The 18,789-nt window shown below is 35.9% G+C and carries 16 protein-coding genes; 5 read left to right on the plus strand and 11 right to left on the minus strand.

Features of this window, described 5'->3' with window-relative positions; translation table 11 throughout:
- Positions 1 to 45: 45 nt before the first annotated feature.
- Positions 46 to 3,369: a TonB-dependent receptor gene (locus V7S76_RS03250; protein WP_459508579.1), complete on the plus strand. Its 3,324-nt coding sequence runs from the start codon at positions 46 to 48 to the stop codon at positions 3,367 to 3,369.
- A gap of 172 nt (positions 3,370 to 3,541) precedes the next feature.
- Here V7S76_RS03250 and V7S76_RS03255 read toward each other — a convergent pair whose 3' ends face one another.
- The 4 genes from V7S76_RS03255 to V7S76_RS03270 all read right to left on the minus strand — a co-directional run bounded on the left by V7S76_RS03255 (position 3,542) and on the right by V7S76_RS03270 (position 8,330).
- Complete coding sequence (locus tag V7S76_RS03255) at positions 3,542 to 4,513, minus strand: UDP-glucuronic acid decarboxylase family protein (RefSeq protein ID WP_459508580.1); 972 nt, start codon at positions 4,511 to 4,513, stop codon at positions 3,542 to 3,544.
- A gap of 333 nt (positions 4,514 to 4,846) precedes the next feature.
- On the minus strand, positions 4,847 to 6,157 hold the full coding sequence (locus tag V7S76_RS03260) for a UDP-glucose dehydrogenase family protein (protein WP_459508581.1): 1,311 nt from the start codon (positions 6,155 to 6,157) through the stop codon (positions 4,847 to 4,849).
- A gap of 86 nt (positions 6,158 to 6,243) precedes the next feature.
- A complete protein-coding gene (pafA, locus tag V7S76_RS03265) occupies positions 6,244 to 7,875 on the minus strand; it encodes an alkaline phosphatase PafA (protein WP_459508582.1) in 1,632 nt (543 codons plus the stop codon).
- Positions 7,872 to 8,330, minus strand: a complete 459-nt coding sequence (locus V7S76_RS03270) for a type I restriction enzyme HsdR N-terminal domain-containing protein (RefSeq protein ID WP_459508583.1) — start codon at positions 8,328 to 8,330, stop codon at positions 7,872 to 7,874. The genes pafA and V7S76_RS03270 overlap by 4 nt, the downstream gene beginning before the upstream one ends.
- A 71-nt stretch (positions 8,331 to 8,401) precedes the next feature.
- On the opposite strand from V7S76_RS03270, the gene V7S76_RS03275 reads away from it, so the two are divergent.
- Positions 8,402 to 9,175 (plus strand): AMP nucleosidase, encoded by a 774-nt coding sequence (locus tag V7S76_RS03275; protein ID WP_459508584.1) that lies wholly within the window; start codon positions 8,402 to 8,404, stop codon positions 9,173 to 9,175.
- 56 nt (positions 9,176 to 9,231) lie between these two features.
- Here the strand turns inward: V7S76_RS03275 and V7S76_RS03280 are convergent, their stop codons facing one another.
- From V7S76_RS03280 to argS, 4 genes are read right to left on the minus strand one after another with little or no spacing between them, the layout of a single operon-like run.
- Positions 9,232 to 10,581 carry a tetratricopeptide repeat protein gene (locus V7S76_RS03280; protein ID WP_459508585.1) on the minus strand — a complete coding sequence of 450 codons (1,350 nt, stop codon included), beginning with the start codon at positions 10,579 to 10,581 and terminating at the stop codon, positions 9,232 to 9,234.
- A gap of 28 nt (positions 10,582 to 10,609) precedes the next feature.
- A complete protein-coding gene (locus V7S76_RS03285) occupies positions 10,610 to 11,524 on the minus strand; it encodes a 1,4-dihydroxy-2-naphthoate polyprenyltransferase (protein ID WP_459508586.1) in 915 nt (304 codons plus the stop codon).
- A complete protein-coding gene (locus V7S76_RS03290; RefSeq protein ID WP_459508587.1) occupies positions 11,524 to 12,102 on the minus strand; it encodes a glutathione peroxidase in 579 nt (192 codons plus the stop codon). Before V7S76_RS03290 ends, V7S76_RS03285 begins: the two co-directional genes overlap by 1 nt.
- 46 nt (positions 12,103 to 12,148) lie before the next feature.
- Positions 12,149 to 13,921, minus strand: coding sequence for an arginine--tRNA ligase (argS, locus tag V7S76_RS03295; protein WP_459508588.1), 1,773 nt, complete (start codon positions 13,919 to 13,921; stop codon positions 12,149 to 12,151).
- Between the two features lie 116 nt (positions 13,922 to 14,037).
- Between argS and V7S76_RS03300 the strand changes: the two genes are divergently transcribed.
- Together V7S76_RS03300 and V7S76_RS03305 are read left to right on the plus strand one after the other, a co-directional pair.
- Positions 14,038 to 14,604, plus strand: a complete 567-nt coding sequence (locus V7S76_RS03300) for an L-threonylcarbamoyladenylate synthase (RefSeq protein WP_459508589.1) — start codon at positions 14,038 to 14,040, stop codon at positions 14,602 to 14,604.
- Entirely contained in the window at positions 14,604 to 16,043 is a 1,440-nt protein-coding gene (locus tag V7S76_RS03305) for a CCA tRNA nucleotidyltransferase (protein WP_459508590.1), read from the plus strand. Before V7S76_RS03300 ends, V7S76_RS03305 begins: the two co-directional genes overlap by 1 nt.
- A gap of 59 nt (positions 16,044 to 16,102) precedes the next feature.
- Here V7S76_RS03305 and V7S76_RS03310 read toward each other — a convergent pair whose 3' ends face one another.
- The 3 genes from V7S76_RS03310 to V7S76_RS03320 are packed head-to-tail and all read right to left on the minus strand — an operon-like array spanning position 16,103 to position 17,846.
- Positions 16,103 to 16,732: an NAD(P)H-dependent oxidoreductase gene (locus tag V7S76_RS03310; protein WP_459508591.1), complete on the minus strand. Its 630-nt coding sequence runs from the start codon at positions 16,730 to 16,732 to the stop codon at positions 16,103 to 16,105.
- Positions 16,733 to 16,791: 59 nt separating this feature from the next.
- Positions 16,792 to 17,370, minus strand: a complete 579-nt coding sequence (locus tag V7S76_RS03315; protein WP_459508592.1) for a YceI family protein — start codon at positions 17,368 to 17,370, stop codon at positions 16,792 to 16,794.
- Positions 17,371 to 17,396: 26 nt separating this feature from the next.
- A complete protein-coding gene (locus V7S76_RS03320; RefSeq protein ID WP_459508593.1) occupies positions 17,397 to 17,846 on the minus strand; it encodes a MarR family winged helix-turn-helix transcriptional regulator in 450 nt (149 codons plus the stop codon).
- 135 nt (positions 17,847 to 17,981) lie between these two features.
- Here V7S76_RS03320 and V7S76_RS03325 point away from each other — a divergent pair, with 135 nt between their 5' ends.
- On the plus strand, positions 17,982 to 18,593 hold the full coding sequence (locus V7S76_RS03325) for a Maf family protein (protein WP_459508594.1): 612 nt from the start codon (positions 17,982 to 17,984) through the stop codon (positions 18,591 to 18,593).
- Positions 18,594 to 18,789 lie beyond the last annotated feature (196 nt).

The following is an 18,789-nucleotide window of genomic DNA, read 5'->3' on the forward strand; positions in this document are numbered from 1 at the left end:
TGCGGTATAATTATTTAAATCAATTTATAACTAAATTCCAAATTTATGCAGAAAAGATTTATTACTCATTCTGTGTTACTAGGAGCGTTTTTTGCGCTTTTAATGGCATTACCCCTTGGACAAGTGTTCGCACAGGGATCTACTACTGCCGCGTTAGCGGGTACGGTATTGGATGAAAAGGGAGAAGGATTACCGGGTGCAACAGTCATTGCGATCCATGAACCAACAGGTTCTCGTTATGGTGCTTCTACTCGTGCTGATGGACGCTATAACATCGTTAATATGCGTGTTGGTGGACCTTATAAAGTAACAGTATCATTTATTGGTTACAAAGAGTCGGTTCAAACTGGTATCGTTTTGACATTAGCTCAAGAACTTCGTCAGAACTTCAAATTAGAAGTAAATCAATCTCAATTGGAAGAAGTTAAAGTTGTTGCTTCTCGTAGTTCTATCATAAACTCAGGACGTACAGGAGCTGCAACAACTGTTGGTAACAATCAAATTACTACTTTACCTACATTGAACCGTTCATTAGGTGATTTCGCTCGTTTGGATCCTCGTGCCAATGGTCTGAGTTTTGCAGGACGTAATTCATTGTACAATAACGTAACAGTAGATGGTGCTTATTTCAACAATGCATTTGCATTATCTTCTACAATCGGTGGTCAGGCTGGCGCTTCTCCAATATCGGTTGATGCAATTGACCAATTTCAGGTATTGGTTGCTCCTTATGACGTTCGTCAAGGAATGGCAACGGGTGCCAATATCAACGTTGTTACCAAGTCAGGTACAAACGATTGGACAGGTTCAGGTTATTATTTCGGAACAGACCAAGGTTTAGTAGGCAATAAAATTGGAGACGTTGTTAGTCAACAAGGAAATTTTGCTAGAGGTCAATTTGGAGGACGTATTGGTGGAGCTATCATTAAAAACAAATTATTTATTTTTGGTTCATTTGAGCAAGAAAAACAAACACAACCAGGATCCAATTGGGTTGCTACTCGCCCTGGTTCAACTGCTGCTAATCAATCCATTGCAACTGCAGCTGATTTAGATCGATTGAAAGATTTCTTGAAATCAAAATATAATTACGACCCAGGAGCGTATGAGAATTGGGACAAAGAAAATTATTCGCAAAAAGTGAATTTGCGTTTGGATTGGAATATTTCAGATAAACATAAATTGAATGTTAAATACAATTATTTACGTTCATATGCTGATGTTAATCCTTCAAATTCTGGATCTTTAACTGGTGGTCGAGCAGCAACTTCTCAAGTTTTGCCATTCCAAGGTTCAATTTATAGAATCAACAATAATTTAGATTCATATATCGCTGAATTAAATTCAACGTTTAGTTCAACTGTTGCTAATAACTTAACAGTAGGTTATACGCAAATGCGAGATTACCGTGTATCACCAGTAAATAATACTCCTTTTCCAACAGTTGATATTGGTAATAACAACAAAAATGAGTTAACTACTTTTGGTTATGAACCATTTTCCGCGAATAACTTATTGAATTCAGATATTTTCCAAATCTCTGATAACTTAACTATTTATAAAGGTAAAAACGTTTATACAGTAGGTTTGGCATATGAAGATAATTCTTTTAAAAATGGTTTTGCCCCTAACTATTATGGTGGCTACCAATTTAATTCAATAGACGATTTCATCAACTCAGCAACGACAGGATCTGTTAAAGGTATTTATCAATACCAACAACAATGGTCTAATTATACTGATTTTCCTTTTGCTGAAATGAAAGGTAGTACATTCTCTGGATATATACAGGATGAAATAGCTGCTGCAAAAGGTTTGAAGCTAACATTTGGTTTACGTGCAGATGCGACATCATTCCCATCTTTTGATGAGCCAAAATACACAAACACTTATGTTCCCTCTTTAACTTTCCGTGATGGCATTAAATTACAAACAAACAAGTTTCCGGGAACGACTGTATTATGGTCTCCACGTTTCGGTTTCAACTGGGATGTGAAAGATGACAAACAAACTCAAATTCGTGGAGGTGTAGGTGTATTCTCTGGCCGTGTTCCTTATGTTTGGTTATCAAATCAATTGTCAAACAATGGGGTTTTATTTGGATCTGAATTAAGTGCAAACCCTACCAATCGTCCATTCAATCCAGACGTAAATGCTTATCGACCTGCAGTCACTCTACCCTTAACACCTACGTCTTATAATTTAGCAGTTACAGATCCTAATTTTAAATTTTCTCAAGTGTTCAGAACGAACTTAGCTTTAGATAAAAATTTAGGTGATGGTTGGATTATTGGTTTGGAAGGTATTTATACCAAAGACATCAATGCGGTTTATTTAGAAAATGTCAACTTGCCAAATTCTACTGTAAAGGCAGTTGGTGCTGATAATAGAACGATTTATTGGACGGCAGTCAATGGAATTCCAACCAATACTGTATACAATAGAATTTATGGTAAAAATATCAAAGGAGTAAATGTTCCTGCAGACGGTAAAAATACGGCTGCTAGTCCAGATATTTCTGATGCTATCTTGATCAAAAATACAGATTTAGGTTATTCTTATGCTTTAACTGCAACGGTTTCAAAAGCTTTTGATAATGGTTTATTTGCTTCTATTGCTTATACTAATTCAGATTCTCGTTCTGTCAATGATGGAGGTTCAATTGCTCAATCGCAATGGAGAGATCGTTTTGTTGCAGGTGATCCAAATGAAAATGTGATGTCTTATTCTTCTTATATGCAATCACATCGTTTTAATGCCTATGGATCATATCGTTTAAATTATTTGAATGAGAAAGCTAGTACAACTTTTGGATTTACTTATTCAGTTGCACCAGCAGGACGTTATTCATACATCTATTCTGGTGATATGAACGGAGATGGCCAACCTAATGATTTGATCTATATCCCACGTGGCCAATCTGAAATTCAATTGAAGGATTTAGGTACCTACACAGCTGCTCAACAATGGACTGATTTGGATAAGTTTATCTCAAACGATCCGTATTTGAATTCACGTCGTGGACAATATGCAGAGCGTAATGGAGCTGAATTACCTTGGCAAGCAAGTTTTGACTTTAAAGTAATTCAAGATTTTTACATCAATGTTGGTGGTAAAAGAAATACTTTACAATTTACTTTGGATGTATTTAACTTCGGTAACTATGTTTCTCCACAATGGGGCTTAGGTCAATCTGCTATTCGTTCAGCTTTATTATCATTTACAGGTAATGATGCAGTAACAGGTAAGCCTGTATTTACTTTCCCTTATCGTACAGGTACTACGCCTTTAAATGAATCTTTCCAACGTAACTTCGGTTTAGGTTCAAGATGGCAAGCACAATTTGGTATCCGTTATATCTTTAACTAAGAGGAATACCATAGTTTACAAAAAAAGGCTGATCGAAAGATCAGCCTTTTTTTAGTTTTTAGTTATTAGTTTTTAGTTAATAGTTGTTGGTTTGTAAACAATTTTATAGAACTAGACCCCTAACTAATACCTAATACCTAATACCTAATACCTAATACCTATTACCTAATAACTAAAACGCCTTATGCTCTGCCATTCGATGTAAATCTTCAGGACTCAGTGATTTGAAATATTCGTAAGTGATTTTAAGTCCGTCTGCTCTTGAAACCTTAGGCTCCCAGCCTAATAACGCCTTTGCTTTGGTGATATCAGGTTTACGTTGTTTAGGGTCGTCTGTAGGTAAAGGAAGGGAGATTAATTTTTGACTTGTTCCTGTTAATTTGATGATTTCCTCACCAAATTCTTTAATCGTGATTTCATCTGGATTACCGATATTGACAGGTTGAGCATAATCACTTAATAACAAGCGATAAATTCCTTCCACCAAATCATCTACATAACAGAAGGCTCTTGTTTGAGAACCGTCACCAAACATGGTTAAATCTTCACCTCGTAAAGCTTGTCCAATGAATGCAGGCAATACTCGGCCATCATTCAATCGCATTCTTGGTCCATAGGTATTGAAAATACGTACAATTCTTGTTTCTAAGCCATGAAAAGTATGGTAAGCCATGGTCATAGCCTCTTGGAAGCGTTTCGCTTCGTCATAGACGCCTCTTGGGCCTACAGGATTCACATTACCCCAATATTCTTCTGTTTGAGGATGAACCAATGGATCTCCATACACTTCAGAGGTAGATGCGATTAATACTCGTGCATTTTTTACTCGAGCTAATCCAAGGCAATTATGAATACCCAATGATCCAACTTTCAAGGTTTGAATCGGTATTTTTAAATAATCAATAGGGGATGCTGGAGAAGCAAAATGCAAGATGTAATCCAATTCTCCGGGAACATGGATAAATTTGGATACATCATGGTGGTAAAATTCAAAATTTGGCAACTTGAATAGGTGCTCGATGTTTTTCAAATCACCCGTTATCAAATTATCCATGGCTATTACATGGTAACCCTCTTTAATAAAACGATCACATAAATGCGAACCCAAAAATCCCGCGCCTCCTGTTATTAATACTCTTTTCATATATGTTTAAATCTTAAAACCAAATTGAATAATTGATGAGTTATGACAAAGTACTTATATCAAACAATAATTCTTCTTATATTTCTTTTACCTATTACCTTTTACCTATTACCTATTACGACCTCCGGCTTCGACTCCGCTCAGCCATCGGTCTTTTACCTCTTACCTAAGTCAACCGCAAGGGTCGACTCTACTATTTCCTATTACCTTTTACCTATTACCTTTTACCTCTTACGACCTCCGGCTTCGACTCCGCTCAGCCATCGGTCTTTTACCTCTTACCTAAGTCAACCGCAAGGGTCGACTCTACTATTTCCTATTACCTATTACCTATCAACTCACCACTCCTCGTCCAATTGAATAATACGTATAACCTAATTCCTTCATTTGGGATAATTCATATAAATTTCGTCCGTCAAAAATGACCTTGTTTTTTAATAAAGAATCCATTTTATCAAAGTCGGGAGTACGGAATTGTGGCCATTCAGTTACAATCAATAAGGCATCTGCTTGATCGATCGCCTCATATGGGTTTTTACAAAAAGTAACTTTGTCGCCTAGAATCGCTTTCACATTGGGCATCGCTTCTGGATCATACACGTGAACCTCACAACCTAATTCCAATAATGCTTCAATGTTATACAAAGCGGGTGCCTCACGGATATCATCTGTATATGGTTTAAAAGCCAAGCCCCAGATACCTATTTTTTTGCCTGCTAAATCATGGTTAAAGTAGGATTTAATTTGAGGCATTAATTTCGTTTTTTGAGTTTCATTTACCCGCATGACACTCTCTAAAATATGAAATTGATAGTCATTTTCTTCCGATGTTTTAGCCAAAGCTTGTACATCTTTTGGAAAACAACTTCCTCCATAACCAATACCAGCAAATAAAAATCTTTTTCCAATTCGAGAATCAGTACCAATACCTCTTCGGATATCATCCACATTTGCACCTACCAACTCGCATAAATTAGCAATTTCATTCATGAAAGTGATTTTAGTGGCCAAAAATGCATTTGCTGCATATTTGGTCATTTCTGCCGAACGTTCATCCATGAAAATGATTGGGTTGCCTTGGCGAACCAATGGGGCGTATAATTTCGACATTACTTCTTTAGCTTTGTCGGATTCTGTTCCAATAACCACTCGGTCTGGTTTCATGAAATCCTCCACCGCGACTCCTTCTCTCAAAAATTCTGGATTGGATACAACATCAAAATCGACTTTTGCATTTTTACCTATGGCATTTTTGACAAGTTCAGATGTACCTACTGGTACTGTACTTTTATCAATAATTACGGCATAGGTTTCTAATAATGGACCTAAATCGTTGGCAACTTGTAGAATATATTTTAAATCTGCAGACCCATTTTCGCCTGGAGGAGTAGGTAGTGCTAAGAAAATTACTTTGGCATCTTTTATTCCTTCCGAAAGTGATGTGGTAAAATTTAATCTTCCTTCTTCTGAATTGCGTTTAAACAGATCTTCTAAACCTGGTTCATAAATGGGAATTTTACCTGCTTGCATCATTTCAATTTTTTCTTGATTGATATCTACGCAAGTAACATGATTACCTGTTTCTGCAAAACATGTCCCCGTAACTAAACCAACATAACCTGTTCCAACAACAGCAATTTTCATAAATTAATTCTTTAATATGTTCAAAAATTTGATACAAAAATAAGACAATTTCTTCAAATAATCTTATTTAAATCAAACGACATGTGTTATAACTTGTAAGGGATAACTGCACCTATACTACCCGACGGTTCCATACATTTTAACCAATTGGCCAAAGTGGTGGAAATGTCAGAAATGCTTGTTCGTTTGGTGTATTCATTCGGTTGAACTTTCCAACCATAAAACAAAAGAGGTACGTGGGTATCATACGCATACAAAGTGCTATGTGTAGTTCCTGTTTTGTAGCCAATAAACCATTGAGGTTTAAGCAATACCATGAAATCGCCACTTCTAGCCGGATTGTAGCCGTTTTCAACCAAGGTTCGGTAATTAGAAATTAAGCTGCTTGATCCAATTTTTTGCATATCGATCAATTCTGAAAATCCATCCACTTTTTGATATGCTTTACGAATAATATCTCCTAATTTATTTTTATCAATTCCCATTTTACTCATTAAAGCATGATTCAAGTATAATTGCGAGTTATCTTCCGCAATTATCAAGTTTAAATCACCCAATTCGCTTGTAATGGCTTTCTTCACTTCCTCATTGGCTTTATTTCGATCAAATACTCCTCCAGGCATTTTTTTACTATTGATAAATCCGGGTACCTCTGCCACGGCATGATCTGCCGTTAAAAATACCAACACATTTTCTTTGCCAAACTTCTTGTCCAAAGTTTTTAAAATATCTTCAATTTCACGATCTAATCTCAAATAATTATCTTCCAATTCAATGGATTGAGGACCAAAAGCATGTCCGATATAGTCAGGGGAAGAAAAACTAATGGCTAAGAAATCCGTCGTACCATTTTGTCCTAATTTTTCTGCTTCAATGGCCTTTAAGGCAAAGTCTTTGGTGATCGTGTTGCCGTATGGAGTACTGCGCAATACTTCCAAAGGATTTCCTCCTTTTAAATCATGCGGGAAGGTAGGACTTTTCTCTCCAGGTAATTTGCTTTCAAAAGGATTATCATCCACATAACTTTGTGTATATGTTTCGATCGGGTACAAAGTGTTCCAACCTTGTGCCACATATTTTTTGGCTAATTCTTGCGCATTGAAATCTTGTACCCATTGTGGTAATTCATTGAAATAAAAGGATGAGCTGATGAATCGGCCTTCCTTGGAATCATACCAATAAGAGCCATTTGCTAAATGCCCGCCAGGAAGGATAGCACCTCTGTCCTTTAAAGCAACGGCGATGGTTTTGGATTTGAAATTTTGTGAAATTTTTAATTGATCGGTGATGGTGCTTGTCCACAGGTTTTTCGGCGACATCAACCCTGTATTTCCTGTTGTTCCTAATGTTTTTACCGTAGAATCATCTGTGCAATAGACTTTTTTTCCTGTTTTAACATCTGTCCAATCGTTACCTACAATACCATGAACAGCAGGAACAGTTCCGGTGTACACACTGGCATGTCCTGCAGCTGTCACCGTTGGAGCGTAATTATAATGGTTATCCTGACAGTTTAGGCCTTCTCGCATCAACCGTTTGAATCCACCTTCTGAATATCGATTACTGTATTTATTTAAATAATCATAGCGCATTTGGTCAACTACGATACCCACTACTAAGGCAGGTCTTTGAGGTGTCGCTTTAGTCTTGGTTTGACTATTTGCCATTTGAGGCACAACGATACTTAAAAACAATATTTGGAAAAATAATTTTTTCATAGATAAGAAGGAAATTGATTGTTGGAAGTTATTTCTTTATTAAGTTGTTGTATTTCAAAAGTTTGAATTTCTAATCCATTGGTCATGGCAACAAATTTGGCGTCATGATTTTTTTGGTATTGGCTAATTTGTGACAAGGTTACGTCTGTTATTGCTACATGTGGTGCTTTGCATTCAATGATCATAAAAACACTACCATCGTTTTGATAGATACGAATATCTGTTCTTCTGTTTAGCTGATTTATTTTCAAATTACCTTCTATTTGAATCAGTCCCGAAGGATAGTTTAGTTCGCTAATTAAATAGTGTAAGCAGTGTTGCCTAACCCATTCTTCCGGAGTAAGAAGTCTAAATTTTTTGGCAATTTCATCGAAAATATAAAGTTTTCCATCCTTTTGCTTTAATTTGTAATTAAAGGTCGGAAATACTAAATTAAGATTTGTACTTAGCTCCATTTGGGCTTATTTGAAACAAATTCTAAATTAATCTATTTACCATTAATTTCATCACAATTTTAAAAATATACATGAAAACAAAAGAAGAAATTGTTCAAAATTGGCTACCTCGTTACACCGGTACTTCCATTAATGATTTTGGACAATACATTTTACTCACCAACTTTAGGAATTACGTCGATATGTTTGCTGACCAATACCAAGTACCTATTTTAGGCTTGGATAAGCCTATGCAAACTGCCACTGCTAACAACATCACCATTATTAATTTTGGAATGGGTTCGCCCATGGCAGCGACTGTCATGGATATTTTATCAGCCATTTCTCCTAAAGCCGTTTTATTCTTGGGGAAATGCGGTGGACTCAAGAAAAATTTAAGTTTGGGTGACTTGATATTACCCATTGCAGCCGTTAGGGGAGAAGGGACATCCGATGAATACATGCCCAAAGAGATTCCAGCTTTACCTTCCTTCCGACTTCAGCGTGCAGTTTCATCCATGATCAAAAAACATGAATTGGATTATTGGACAGGTTTGATTTATACTACCAACCGCAGGGTTTGGGAGCACGACGAGAAATTCAAAGCTTATTTAACGGAGATTCGTGCCATGGGGATTGATATGGAAACAGCGACTATTTTTACGGTAGGCTTTGTTAATAAAATCCCTCATGGAGCCTTATTGTTAGTTTCAGATAATCCGATGACGCCAGATGGCGTAAAAACCGAGGCGAGCGATAAAAAAGTAACAACGAATTTTGTTCAAACGCATTTGCAAATTGGAATCGAAGCATTGGAGGAATTAGCCAATTCAGGGGAATCCGTCAAACATTTACGATTTGAATAGAACATAAAAAAAGCTGTCGAATTTGCTTCGACAGCTTTTTTTATGTTTAAGAAAGTCTAGTTACAATAGTCTCTAATCACTTGATAAGCTTGATTATACCCTAATTCGCCAGATTTACTTAAATCTAAGCATCCACTAGCATCATTTAAGGCTAATTTGATTAATCCACGAACAAAATAGGCCTCTGCATATTTCGGATTTAATTTAATTGCATTGGAACAATCTTGAATGGCACTTCTTTGCTCTCCTAATATCGATTTAGCTAGGGCACGCATGTAATATGCTTCTGAATAAACTGGATTCAAAGAAATCGCTTTATTGTAATCATCCATGGCTTGTTTTGGATCTCCGGATTTTGCTTTTGCGACCCCGCGATTAAAATAGACCTCTGATTTTTCGGAAGAAAATTCAGCCATTTTGATTTTATCTTGAACGCCATTTCTAAGTTCATCCAATTGAACTTTTCCCATTTTAGCGGTATATAGTATTTTTTGGCCTTCCAAATTACCTTGATCACCCGCCTTTGAATAATCTTCAATAGCACCTCTTGGATCACCTAATTTTGATTTCACAAAGGCTCTTCCGTACAAAGCAGCCATTTTATTCGGGTCCAATTCCAAGGACTTATTGAAATCCTCCAAAGCACCTTTTTCATCATTTTCTCCACGGTAATTTTCCAATTGAGTTTTGCAAAAACCTAAATTATACCAATCATCTGCATCATCTGGACTAATTTTAATCGCCTCATTGTAATCTTTAATCGCCGCTTGGAATTCATTCAATTTCATTTTGGCAAATCCTCTTCCTGAAAAGTAACCTGCTCTTTTTGGACTGATTTCAATCGCTTTATTGAAATCGTCTATGCTGTTTTTGTAATCGCCTAATTTGACTTTACAATCTCCTCTTGCCGCTAAACAAGGAGCATAGTCTGGAGCCAATTCAAGAGATTTGTTGAAATCAGATAAAGCACCGCGGTAATTTTCCAACTTGCCTTTGGAAAGACCACGACTATAATACGCAGAAGGTTCTAATGGATTTAAACGAATGGCTTCGTTGTAATCTTGAATGGCCACTTTGTGATTGTCCTTTTTGCTATAACTTTGTCCGCGAGCAATAAAAGCCTCAAAATATGTTGGCTTTAGTTCTATAGCTTTATCAAAATCAAAAATAGCTCCTTGGAAATCTTTCAGGTTATATTTAGCAAAGCCTCGATTGTAAAATGCGATAGGGTCAGGATTGGCAGCATTCTTTTCAATTTCTAAACTGAAAAATCGAAGTGCCTCAGCATAATTGCCAGTCTTATTTTGGGTAAGTCCTAATTCCAGATAATTGCTGGTTTCTTGAGCAAAAGAAGAAAGACTAATGGCGAAAAGGAATAAAACAGATAGTTGGAATTTGAATTTCATGTAAAGATTTTTTGTAAAATTAAGGAAATCAATGGCTAAGAAAAATTTTAACGATGCCAAAAACAATGATCAGCCATAAAGTGCTTAAGGAAGTCTTCTTTAGGTAAGGGTCAATCTCCTTCGGCCCCATGTTTGGCTTTAGTTCTCTACTAATTTTAATTAATGGATAATAACCTACCAAAAGCGCAAAATTTTGCACGTTTGAAAATTCTATACCCGAGATGATGGGGTATAAGCCAAATCCTAGAATAGCTGAGATGTATAGTGCTTGTTGATATAAGAATCCATTTTTCTTGCCAATACGAACAGGGATGGAGTTTTTTCCGTTTTTGATGTCATTGTCGATATCTCTGAGATTGTTGAGGTTTAAAACTGCAACAGATAAAAAGCCGCAAGCAGAGGCTGGAAGTAAAACAGAAAAATCAATTTGTTTGCTTTGTAAATAATAACTACCAAGGGTTCCTACCCAGCCAAAAAACAGAAAAACAGAAATGTCACCTAATCCCATATAGCCATAAGGTCGCTTCCCAATGGTATACGTGATCGCTGCGATAATACATAAAATGCCAAGTCCTAAAAATGAAAACCAAACTTGTAGGCTTTCGTCTTTTAAACTTTGAAACAATAAAAAAATGCCAGCAACAAAAGATAAAATGGCCAAGAAAATAATGGCATTTTTCATTTCTGTTGGACTTATTTTGCCAGTCTGAACAGTTCGCAAAGCCACCTTTCGATCTTTGGTATCAACGCCGTTTTTTGTGTCTCCAAAATCATTGGCGAAATTCGACAAAACCTGCAAAAGAATGGTGGTAATGATAGCTAGTGTAGCTATTTCAAAAGAAAAACTTCCATTGGAAAAAGCCAATATATTACCTAATAATATACTGGCTAATGCCAATGGAAGAGTTCTAGGTCTTGATGCTTCAACCCAACGATTCATCATTATTTTTTCAATGCTTCTAAAAATTCTGGACTTGATGGTTTGATTCCAGAGGCAAAAAAGTTGGTTAATTCACCTTTTTCGTTGATGACATATTTACAAAAATTCCAACTAGGTTCTTTTTCGTTCCAACCGTTTTTGGATTTGTCTGTAAGCCATTGATATAAATTACATTTTCCTTCACCCTTAACCACCACTTTTTCCATCATTTGAAAGGAAACGCCGTAATTTTTTTGACAAAAATTAGCAATTTCTGTATTGCTTCCTGGCTCTTGTCCACCAAATTCATTGGCTGGAAAGCCTAATACAACAATGTCTTTATTTTCTTTGTGGAATTTTTCCCAATCGGCATATTGTGGAGTATAGCCACATTTGGATGCGGTATTCAAAATCACCACTTTTTTCCCTTTAAATTGAGTAAAATCAATTTCTTTTCCATCAATGCCTTTCATTTTGAATTGATAGATGTTTTGTGGAGCAACTATGCTCAGTTCTTCTGGACGGTTCAAGACTTTCTTTTGAGTAAATGGAAGTGCTAAAGCAGTTAATAATGATCCAATTTTCATAATGTTCGTTATCATAAGGATAAAAGTTATAAAGATGAAAAAATAAATAACACGTTTCATGTTACATGCGTTCTGGTGAAACAATGCCAAGTAAACTACTACCGTGATGAATTGTTTTGCCTGTCATGCTTGCCAAAGTTAATCGTAAATTTTTCTTATCAATATTTTCTTCATTTAAAATGCTCAATTCATTGTAAAGTTTATTGAATTGCTTGGCCACATCATAAATGTATTGGGCAATAATGGAAGGGGAATATTGAGCGCAAGCTTCCTCAATTTTGATAGGATATTGACCTAAAAGGTAAATTAATTCTTGCTCGCATTCTGCTAATTCTGTACTTGAAACTAATTTGGGTAGGCTTTCTTCTCCAGATTTTCTTAAAATGGAACAAATTCTTGAATGTGTATATTGAATAAATGGACCTGTATTGCCTTGGAAATCAATGGATTCTTCTGGATTAAACAGCATTCTTTTCTTGGGATCTACTTTCAAAAGAAAATATTTCAATGCACCTAAGCCCAAATTATGAAACAATGCGTCGGATTCTTCTTTGGAAAAACCCTCAATTTTACCTAATTCCAAGGTTCGATCTTTGGCGGTTTGAATCATTTCTGCCATTAAATCATCTGCATCTACTACCGTTCCTTCTCTCGATTTCATTTTGCCACTTGGCAAATCGACCATACCGTAGGACAAATGATAATTTCCTTGAGAAAATGGCTTATTTAATTTTTTCAAAATATGAAACAATACCTCAAAATGGTAATCTTGTTCATTTCCAACTACATAGACAGATCTATTCGCACCAAAATCTTGGTATTTCAATTGGGCTGTGCCCATGTCTTGTGTGATATAAACCGAAGTGCCATCTCTACGTAACACCAATTTTTCATCTAAACCTTCTTCAGTTAAGTCAATCCAAACAGATCCATCTTCTTTTTTGAAAAATACGCCTTGATTTAATCCTTCTTCAACCAATGCTTTTCCCAACAAATAGGTATTCGATTCGCGATAGATTTTGTCAAAAGTCACTCCCATGGTTTGGTAACTTTTAGCAAAACCATCAAACACCCATTCATTCATTTTTTCCCAAAGTGCAATCACATCTGGTTGATTTTGCTCCCATTGAAGTAACATTTCTTGTGCTTGCAATAGGATAGGTGCTTCTGTTTTAGCTTTGTCGGCATCTAAGCCTTTTGCTACCAATTCCTCAATTTGTTGTTTATAAGCTTTATCGAATGCGACATAATATTTTCCTACTAAATGATCTCCTTTTAATCCGCTTGATTCCGGTGTCTCATGGTTTCCAAATAATTGGTAAGCCAACATGGATTTACAAATATGAATACCACGATCATTCACCAAATTGGTTTTAATGACTTCAAAACCACCTGCTTTCAAAATTTCTGCCACCGAAAAACCTAAAAAATTATTACGTAAATGGCCTAAATGAAGAGGTTTGTTGGTATTAGGTGAGGAATATTCAATCAGAATTTTCTCGTCTTTGGATGCTAAATTTAAGTTCTTTTTGGAAGCTAATTCCTCTAATGATTGAATCCAAACCGAATCATGAAGGGAAATGTTTAAAAATCCTTGAACCACTTGAAAGGCTTTCACTTCCGAACAATTTTCAATCAGGAATTCTCCTAACTTAGAAGCAATTTGAGGAGGCGCCATGCCGGCTTGTTTGGTAAACGGAAATACAACCAATGTGTATGTTCCTACAAACTCTTTTTTGGTTTCTTGAAGCGAAATATCGTTTACTTCAATTTGAAACAATGAATTTAAACCTTCTTTTAAACTATTAATTAATTGAGATTCAATACTCGACATTTTATTTATGTAGATATGTGTTTGCGCAAGTTTTCAATCCACAAAGGTAGCCATTTCAGATTAAACAATCCTTCAAGACCTTCACAAAAGAGGAAATTATCTTTACCTTTGTGCTTATGATGCCAAATATTTACACGGAAGCACTTCAATCATTGAAATCAGGTGGGGTCATATTATATCCTTCTGATACGATTTGGGGTTTAGGTTGTGATGCCAGAATGGATGCTTCCATTGAAAAATTGTTTCAAATTAAAAATCGGCCCATTGATAAGGGGCTAATTCTATTGATTTCCAAAATTGAGCAATTGAATGAGTATGTGGAGCAGGTTCCAGATATCGCATGGGATTTAGTTGATTTTGCAGAGGATCCTTTAACAGTCATTTATCCCAAAGGTAAGAATGTAAGTAAGCATGTTTTAGCTCCAGACGGAAGTATTGCCATTCGATTATTGAAAGATGAATTTTGCAAAGGTTTGGTTTATCGCTTTCAAAGAGCCATCGTTTCTACCTCAGCTAACCTTTCTGGTGAAGAATCACCAAGCCATTTTAGCTCCATAAATGAACAAATCAAAAACCAAGTGGATTGTATTTTGCAAAATCCCAAAGGTGAAAATAAATTAATTAAGCCATCCAAAATTGTCAAATTAGGATTAAATGGCGATTATTCCTTGATTCGTAAATAATGAAAACAGGTCATGAAATTATTGATCATCCCATTTTTAAAAAAATAGGATTAGCTGCGGATCGATTAGGTTTGGATGCTTATGTCATTGGTGGATATGTTCGTGATCGAATATTAGATCGTCCATGTAAAGATATTGATGTAGTTTGTATTGGATCTGGGATTGAATTAGCAGAGGAAGTTGCCAAAGAATTTCGTTTGCCAGAGCATGCTGTTTCCATTTTTAAGAATTTTGGAACGGCTATGTTAATGGTGGATGATTGGGAATTAGAATTTGTAGGAGCTAGAAAAGAATCCTATAATCGCGATTCTCGTAAACCGATTGTTGAGGAAGGCACTTTAGAAGATGACCAAAATCGACGAGATTTCACCATCAATGCGATGGCAGTACAGCTAAATCAAGAATCCTGGGGTCATTTTTTAGATCCTTTTGATGGCTTGTCCGATTTAAAAAAGAAAATTATTCGGACCCCTTTAGAGCCAAAAATAACTTTTTCAGACGATCCCCTTCGGATGATGCGAGCAGTTCGTTTTGCAGCTCAATTAGGCTTCGACATCTTTCCCTCAACATTCGATGCATTGATCGATGAAAGAACTCGATTATCCATCATATCCATGGAAAGAATCAGTGATGAGTTAAATAAGATTATTTTGACGAATAAGCCATCTTATGGATTCTTATTATTGGATGCTTGTCAAATTTTACCCATTATTTTTCCTGAATTCATGAAATTGAAAGGTGTGGATACGGAAGAAGGGAAAGGGCATAAAGACAATTTTTATCATACCTTACAAGTTTTAGATAATATTTCAGCGCATACCACTGATTTATGGTGGCGATGGTCAGCTATTTTGCATGATATTGCCAAACCGGCAACCAAAAGATTTGATCCCAAAAAAGGTTGGACTTTTCATGGACATGAGGAAATGGGAGCAAGGCAAGTACCTTCCATATTCAAACGCTTTAAATTGCCTTTGAATGAAAAAATGAAATTGGTTCAAAAACTTGTTCGTTTGCATCTTCGTCCCATTGCTTTATCTAAAGAAGAAATTACTGATGCTGCTTTACGTCGATTGTTGTTCGAAGCGGGAGATGAATTAGAAGCATTAATGACACTTTGTCGCGCGGATATAACTTCCAAAAATGGAGATAAAGTCAAACGTTATTTACGCAATTTTGATTTGGTGGAGGAAAAGCTGAAAGAGGTAGAGGAAAAAGATCAATTGCGTAATTTCCAACCCATCATTACCGGGGAAATCATCATGGAAACATTTGATCTAGGACCAAGTAAGGAAATTGGAATTATTAAATTAGCCATCAGAGAGGCCATTTTGGAAGGAATTGTTCGCAATGATTTGGAGTCTGCCTGGGAGTTTATGCTACAGGAAGGAGCTAAACTAGGATTATTAGCGGTAAAAAAAGTGGAAGATTTTGCCTAAACAAAAAGCCTAAGAAATAATCTTAGGCTTTTTTAATGATATAATTTGAACAACAGAAATTATAATTTAATTATTAATTCATTTTTAGGATAGCGTACTTTGGCTGCTCCTGTCATGTAATCAGCTGCTTCATCACGATAACCAACGGTTAACATCAAAACCGAATGCAATCCTTGCGCTTGCAAATCTAATAATTCATCTAATTTAGCTGGCACAAATCCCTCCATCGGAGTGGTGTCGATTTTCAATTCAGCTGCTGCAACTAATGCCGTTCCCATGGCTAAATATACCTGGCGGTCAGCCCAATTAGCTTGGATTTCTTTAGGCAATTTCAACATAGAACCAACGATGGCATTTTTATAATCCGTTAATGCTTCTAAAGGAGCATTTCTGGTTTCAGCAACCAATTGAATAAATGCATCGATTTTTTCCTGAGTAATTTCATTCCATGCTGCAAACACCAAAAGATGGGATGCTTCTGTTACTTGTGGTTGACCATAAGCAATCGGTTGGATTTGAGCTTTTAATTCTGGACTATCAATGACAAAAACTTTGTAAGGTTGTAATCCAAAACCGGAAGCAGATAATTGAATGGCTTCTAATAAAGTGTCAATTTTTTCAGAAGGAACTGTTTGGGAGTTCATTCTTTTTGCAGCATAGCGCCACTTTAATGAGTCAATAATCGACATATGATGAATTTTAAATGTTTGAAAATGGTAAAAAGGGGCAATGGATGCCCCTTAAATATTTATTCGCTAACTAAGGTAACAGTTAAAGCAAAATCATCGTAAATAGCTTTGTCGCCAATGGACTCGAAAAATTTCTTTGAACCGTATTTAATGTTATAATCTGTTCTATCAATGGTAATAGAAGCCACTGCACTTACTTTTCCACCTGCAACAGAGATTTGTGCTGGGAAACTAACTGCTTTCGTAATTCCTTTGATGGTCATATTTCCTGACACTTGGTTGCCTGCAACTTTAGTGATAACAAAATTAGCTGTTGGGAATTTTTCAACTTCAAAGAAATCGCCTGAAGTGATGTGAGTGATAAATTTTTGATTGTACCCTGGATCTGTTAAATCTTTACAAACAATTGATTTTAAATCAATAGTAAAGTTTCCGCCTACTAATTTGTTACCATCAATAGATAAAGATCCATTGGAGATAGCAACTGTACCATTGTGTTCTCCAGTTACTTTTTTAGCTAACCAAACTACTTTACTTGCTGATGTTGACACATTCACAGGTTTCGGTGCGGCAGTTGCACTGGTCATTGAGATAAATCCTACTACTAGGGCTGATAAAATTACTTGTACTTTTTTCATTTTTATAAAATTTAATTGTTTAAATACTAACTGCGAAACAAATCTAAGAGTTCATTTAACTTCTGTAGATTTTCTTTGCCCACTTTGGAAAATCGAATGTTCCATTCTTGTTGAATAAGATCGATTTCGGAAAGCAAGCTTAAACCCTCAGGTAAAATTAGAATGTCAACTGCCCTTCGGTCATTGGGACATTCTCTACGTATAACCAATTTCTTTTCCAAAAGTTTATCAACCAATCTTGAAGCATTGGACGTTTTATCTAACATTCTTTCAATGATCGCCAATACAGTCATCGGTTGGCCATTTTGTCCTCTTAAAATACGCAACACATTGTATTGTTGCATGGTTAATCCAAAAGGTTTCAAAAGTTCATGTTGTTGATGGGCGACCCAATTACCTGTAAAAATTACATTTAAAAGAGCTTTTTGCTCCTCTGAGGTAAAATTTTGTTGCTTGATGTCATCGTTAATACCCATGATTGAATAATTGATGTTGTAAAATTAAATGTAATTACATTGAATACAAATGTTTTAAATAAAATATTGAAAAAAAATAATGGATGTAAGCGATTTTGTCTTAGAATTCTTTGCAATTTTTAATTATTTTTAGCCATGCAAAATAATCTGACCTTACAATTTCCTCTGATCTTAGCCTCTAATTCTCCACGAAGAAAAGAAATATTAAGTCAAGCAGGCTTTGAATTCACCATTCTTCCTTCTGACATTGATGAATCCTTTCCGGACGACATGCCGGCTCAAGAAGTACCGAAAATGTTAGCGGAGAAAAAAGCGCAGGTTTTAAGTGCTTCGGTTAACAATCAGTTAGTTTTGGCGGCTGATACGGTGGTTATTATTGATGGAAAAATTCTGAATAAACCCATGGATAAATCGGAAGCCCGACAAATGTTGTTGGATTTATCCGGTCGTACCCATCAGGTAATTACAGGAATTGCTTTGGCGGGCCCGCATGGACTTTACAGTACAATTGATGAATCCTTAGTTACTTTTAAAAAATTAGTCGATTGGGAAATTGATTTTTATGTTAGGGGAGGATCAGGCTTAGATAAAGCCGGTGCTTATGGCGTTCAAGATTTTATCGGTATGGTTGGTATTGAGGAGATCAAAGGTTCTTATTATACCGTAATGGGTTTACCCATTTTTCAGGTTTATCAATATCTATTGCCTTATATTTTGGAATCTAAACAGGGGGTGTTGGAGATGTGATAGGTAAAAGGTAATAGGTAATAGGTAAAAGGTAATAGGTAAAAGGTAATAGGTAATAGGTAATAGGTATGTACTTGCCTGAATTTGGTTGTCACTTTTCTTTCAACTTTCAGGTTTATTTAGTTTAAAGTTAATAATTTATTTCTTGGTTGTTCGGGATTAATAGGTTTTAATTGAAGGCAATATGCATGGTTAT

The organism is Aquirufa sp. ROCK2-A2 (genome assembly GCF_054558485.1).

Excerpts from the sequence above, each read along its gene's own strand:
- V7S76_RS03250 (WP_459508579.1), top strand. The coding sequence starts at position 46 with ATGCAGAAAAGATTTATTACTCATTCTGTGTTACTAGGAGCGTTTTTT.
- V7S76_RS03255 (WP_459508580.1), bottom strand. The coding sequence starts at position 4,513 with ATGAAAAGAGTATTAATAACAGGAGGCGCGGGATTTTTGGGTTCGCAT.
- V7S76_RS03260 (WP_459508581.1), bottom strand. The coding sequence starts at position 6,157 with ATGAAAATTGCTGTTGTTGGAACAGGTTATGTTGGTTTAGTTACGGGG.
- pafA (WP_459508582.1), bottom strand. The coding sequence starts at position 7,875 with ATGAAAAAATTATTTTTCCAAATATTGTTTTTAAGTATCGTTGTGCCT.
- V7S76_RS03270 (WP_459508583.1), bottom strand. The coding sequence starts at position 8,330 with ATGGAGCTAAGTACAAATCTTAATTTAGTATTTCCGACCTTTAATTAC.
- V7S76_RS03275 (WP_459508584.1), top strand. The coding sequence starts at position 8,402 with ATGAAAACAAAAGAAGAAATTGTTCAAAATTGGCTACCTCGTTACACC.
- V7S76_RS03280 (WP_459508585.1), bottom strand. The coding sequence starts at position 10,581 with ATGAAATTCAAATTCCAACTATCTGTTTTATTCCTTTTCGCCATTAGT.
- V7S76_RS03285 (WP_459508586.1), bottom strand. The coding sequence starts at position 11,524 with ATGATGAATCGTTGGGTTGAAGCATCAAGACCTAGAACTCTTCCATTG.
- V7S76_RS03290 (WP_459508587.1), bottom strand. The coding sequence starts at position 12,102 with ATGATAACGAACATTATGAAAATTGGATCATTATTAACTGCTTTAGCA.
- argS (WP_459508588.1), bottom strand. The coding sequence starts at position 13,921 with ATGTCGAGTATTGAATCTCAATTAATTAATAGTTTAAAAGAAGGTTTA.
- V7S76_RS03300 (WP_459508589.1), top strand. The coding sequence starts at position 14,038 with ATGATGCCAAATATTTACACGGAAGCACTTCAATCATTGAAATCAGGT.
- V7S76_RS03305 (WP_459508590.1), top strand. The coding sequence starts at position 14,604 with ATGAAAACAGGTCATGAAATTATTGATCATCCCATTTTTAAAAAAATA.
- V7S76_RS03310 (WP_459508591.1), bottom strand. The coding sequence starts at position 16,732 with ATGTCGATTATTGACTCATTAAAGTGGCGCTATGCTGCAAAAAGAATG.
- V7S76_RS03315 (WP_459508592.1), bottom strand. The coding sequence starts at position 17,370 with ATGAAAAAAGTACAAGTAATTTTATCAGCCCTAGTAGTAGGATTTATC.
- V7S76_RS03320 (WP_459508593.1), bottom strand. The coding sequence starts at position 17,846 with ATGGGTATTAACGATGACATCAAGCAACAAAATTTTACCTCAGAGGAG.
- V7S76_RS03325 (WP_459508594.1), top strand. The coding sequence starts at position 17,982 with ATGCAAAATAATCTGACCTTACAATTTCCTCTGATCTTAGCCTCTAAT.